Source organism: Micromonospora sp. DT231 (assembly GCF_049847025.1).
Classification (GTDB): domain Bacteria; phylum Actinomycetota; class Actinomycetes; order Mycobacteriales; family Micromonosporaceae; genus Micromonospora.
This window is the reverse complement of the sequence record NZ_JBNCNO010000031.1, coordinates 1-4,358: the sequence shown is the minus strand read 5'-3', so window position 1 is coordinate 4,358 and position 4,358 is coordinate 1. Positions and strand designations below refer to the sequence as shown.

2 pseudogenes are annotated in these 4,358 nt (G+C 68.7%); both read right to left on the bottom strand.

The window, feature by feature from the left end:
• A pseudogene (locus ACPXBU_RS34760) lies at positions 1-3,384 on the bottom strand (type I polyketide synthase); the annotation flags it as partial.
• Positions 3,385-4,023: 639 nt separating this feature from the next.
• Positions 4,024-4,209: pseudogene (locus tag ACPXBU_RS34755) on the bottom strand (hypothetical protein); the annotation flags it as partial.
• Positions 4,210-4,358 lie beyond the last annotated feature (149 nt).

Sequence of the window (4,358 nt, the reverse complement as noted above, 5' to 3'; positions counted from 1 at the left end):
AGGCCCCGACACCACACACGACGACGGCCCATTCACCGCCGCCACCGGAGCACCCACCAACTCCTCACCACTCGCCTGAACCGCCACCATCACCCCACCCGACGGCAACGCCTGCATCAACCGACCCCGCGCCGCCACCAACACACACGCATCCCCCACATCCAACACACCCGCCACATGAGCAGCCACCACCTCACCCAACGAATGACCACCCACCACATCCGCCACCACACCCCACGACTCCAACAACCGAAACGTCGCCACCTCCACCGCAAACAAACCCGCCTGCGCAAACACCGTCTCATCCAACAACGACCCACCCCCCTCAATCACCCCCCGCAACGACCCACCCAACAACCCATCAAACCGACCACAAATATCATCAAAAACCTCCGCGAAAACCGGAAACACCCGCAACCCCAACCCCATCCCCACCCACTGCGAACCCTGACCCGTAAACACCACACCCAACCCACCACCCGACACCACCGAACCCCGCCCCACCACCGACCCACCCACCAACACCGCACGATGATCAAAAACCGCCCGACCCCGCACCAACACCCCCGCAACCCCCACACCGTCCACACCACCAAGCCGACCAACCTGATCGATCTGCGCATCCAACGCCCGCTCCGAACGCCCCGACACCACCACCGGCACCACCCCACCCACCACCGACGAATCAGCGACTACAACGGCGTCCCCAACCACCGGCGGAGCCTGCTCGACGATCACATGCGCATTCGTCCCCGAAATACCAAACGACGAGACACCTGCCCGGCGCGGACGACCCACCTCCGGCCACACCCGCGACTCGGTCAACAACGACACCGCACCCGCCGACCAATCCACATGCGGACTCGGCTCATCCACATGCAACGTCGCCGGCAACACACCCCGACGCAACGCCTCCACCATCTTGATCACACCAGCAACACCCGCAGCCGCCTGCGTATGACCAATATTCGACTTCACCGACCCCAACCACAACGGCACCACCCGACCCTGCCCATACGTCGCCAACAACGCCTGCGCCTCAATCGGATCACCCAACGTCGTACCCGTACCATGCGCCTCCACCACATCCACATCCACCACCGACAAACGCGCATTAGCCAACGCCTGCCGAATAACACGCTCCTGCGACGGACCATTCGGCGCCGTCAAACCATTCGACGCACCATCCTGATTCACCGCACTACCCCGCACCACCGCCAACACCGGATGACCATTACGCCGCGCATCCGACAACCGCTCCACCAACAACAACCCCACACCCTCACCCCAACCCGTCCCATCCGCCGCACCCGCGAATGCCTTGACTCGCCCGTCTTTGGCAAGCCCCCGCTGCGCGCTGAAAGCCACCAGAGCTTCAGGCGTCGACATGACGGTCACGCCTCCGGCGAGCGCGAGGTCGCACTCGCCCTGCCGCAACGCCTGCGCCGCCAGGTGCAGGGCGACCAGCGATGACGAACACGCCGTGTCCACTGTCACCGCCGGACCTTCGAGGCCCAGGGTGTAGGCGACCCGCCCGGATAGCACGCTCAGCGATTTCCCCGTGATCAGGTAGCCCTCGTCCCCGGGCGGCATGTTCGCCAGGGTGGCGTCGTAGTCGTTGCCGTTGGTGCCGATGAAGACGCCGGTGCCAGGCCCGCGTACGTCTTCCGGCACCAGGCCCGCGCGCTCGAATGTTTCCCAGGCCACTTCGAGCAGCAGGCGCTGCTGAGGGTCCATGGCTTGCGCCTCGCGTGGGCTGATGCCGAAGAAGGCGGCGTCGAAGTGGCCTGCGTCGGGCAGGAAGCCGCCCTGGTTGACGTAGGCGGTGCCACGGTGTTCGGGGTCCGGGTGGTAGAGCCCTTCGATGTCCCAACCGCGGTCGACAGGCCAGCCGGTGAGGCCTGTGCGACCTTCGGCGAGCAGTTCCCAGAAGCGTTCCGGGGTGTCCGCGCCGCCGGGGAAGCGGCAGCTCATGCCGACGATGGCGATGGGTTCGTCGGCGGCGGCGCGGCGTCGGTCCGTCTTCGTTGCGGGCGCCGGTTCTTCGCCGAGAAGGGTGTCGCGCAGCCAGCTGGCGAGGGCGGCTGGGGTCGGGTGGTCGAAGGCGAGGGTGGCGGGGAGGCGGAGGCCGGCACGTTTGCCGAGCCGGTTGCGCAGCTCCACCGAGGTGAGGGAGTCGAAGCCGGACTCTTTGAAGGCGCGCGTCGGCGGTACGGCGGTCGTCGACTCGTGGCCGAGGACGGCGGCTGCCTCGGTGCGGACCAGGTCGAGGAGTTGTTCGTATTGTTCCTCCGGGCCGCCGGCGGTCCGGAGCCGATCGGCGAGGGCGGCGGTGGCGGGTGTACCTGCGGCCTGTCCTCGGCGGTGGCCGCGCATCAGCGAGCGCAGCAGCGGTGAGACCGTGTCGGCGGGGATGGCGGTGGGTTCGATCAGGGCGGCGACGACTGCGGCGTCGGCGGCACCGATCGCGGCGTCGAAGAGGGCGAGGCCGCGATCGTCGGGGAGGGGTCGCAGGCCGCGGGTGAGGCGGCGTAGGGCGGTGTCGCCGAGTCCGGCGGTGAGACCTGTGCGCTGTTCCCAGAATCCCCAGGCGACTGAGGTCGCGGGCAGCCCCTGGTCCCGGCGGTGCTGGGCAAGAGCGTCGAGGTAGGCGTTCGCCGCGGCGTAGTTGGCCTGTCCCGGGCTGCCGAAGACTCCTGCGACGGAGGAGAAGAGGACGAACGCCTTCAGATCCTTGGTCAACTCATGCAGATGCCACGCACCATCCACCTTCGCCGCCAACACACTGTCCAACCGCTGCGGAGACAACTGCTCCACCACACCGTCATCCAACACACCCGCCGCATGCACCACCGCCGACAACCCCGGCAAACTCTCCACCAACGCCGCCACCTGCCCCCGATCCGACACATCACACGCCACCACCCGAACACCCACACCCAACCCCCCATCCACCACACCCCGACGACCCACCAACACCACCTGCGACACACCATGACGCGCCACCAAATGCCCCGCCACCAACCGACCCAACGCCCCCGTACCACCAGTCACCAACACCACATCACCAAACACACCCCCACCCCCACCCGGAGCCGGAGCCGGAGCCGCACCATCAACCCGCACCAACCGCGGCTCCAACACCACACCACCCCGCACCCACACCTGCGAACGCCCACACCCCGCCCCCACCCCCGCATCACCCTCCACCAACACCAACCGACCCGGATGCTCCGACTGCGCCGACCGCACCAACCCCCACACCGCCGCATGCGCCAACGACCCACCCGACACCGCACCCTCAGTCACCACCACCAACCGACCCGCATCCGACGCCACGAACCCCTGCACCGCCGCCAACACCTCACCCAACACCACCCGCACATCACCACCACCAACCCGCAACACCACATCACCCGACGTATCCACACCCCCCGACTCCACCGGAACCCACCGCACCGCGTGCAGTGCCCCGTCAGCGGGCACGGTGGGCTGCTCGGAGGCGAGCAGGCGCAGGTCGACGGAGTCGGCCGTGAGGACCGGGGCGCCGGTGGCGTCCGCCGCGTCGAGCCGGAACCGGCGCTCACCGAGGCGGCGGAGGCGGGCCCGCAGGTGGGTGGCGCCGGTGGCGTGCAGACGGACGCCGGTCCACGCCGGCGCCGCGAAAGTCTCGGCACCAGCCTCCAGCGCCGCGGAGGCTTCCCCGGCGGCCCGCAGGACCGCGTCCAGCAGGCGCGGATGCAGACCGAACGGCGTCTCTTCGTCGCCGCTCTCCAGTTCGACGTACGTGTCGTCGCCGCTCGTCCACATCGTCCGCACATCGGCTGGCAGCGTGTCGGCCGGGACCGGGCTGGCATCGGTGGGCGGCCACGTGGTCAGGCTCTCGCCGGACGTCGCTGGTTCGACGGCGAGCGTGCCCTCCGCGTTGACTGTCCACGCCGCGTCGGTGGCGCCCGCTGGGTGCGACGAGACGGTGATCCGGCGGCTGCCGTCCTCGGCGGGTGCGTCGACCCAGACCTGGACGTCGGCCGGAAGCGTGAGCGGTTTCTGGGTCTTCAGGTCGCGTACGGCACCGGCACCCACCTCGTCGCCGGCGCGGATCGCCAGCTCGACGAGTCCGGCGGGCGGAAATTCCGAGCCCCCGTACCAGGGCTGTGTCGTCAGCCGTCCGGTGAGGATGAGCTGGCCGGTTTCGGCGACCGGCAGCACGGCGGAGAGGAAGGGGTGCGTGATGGGTTGGAGGCCGGCGGCGCGCACGTCGCCGGTCGGCTCGACGGCGTCGATCCAGTAGCGCTCGTGTTGGAAGGGGTAGGTGGGTAGGTCAGCGGGAGTGACGCCGGCGAACTGGGTGGCCCAGT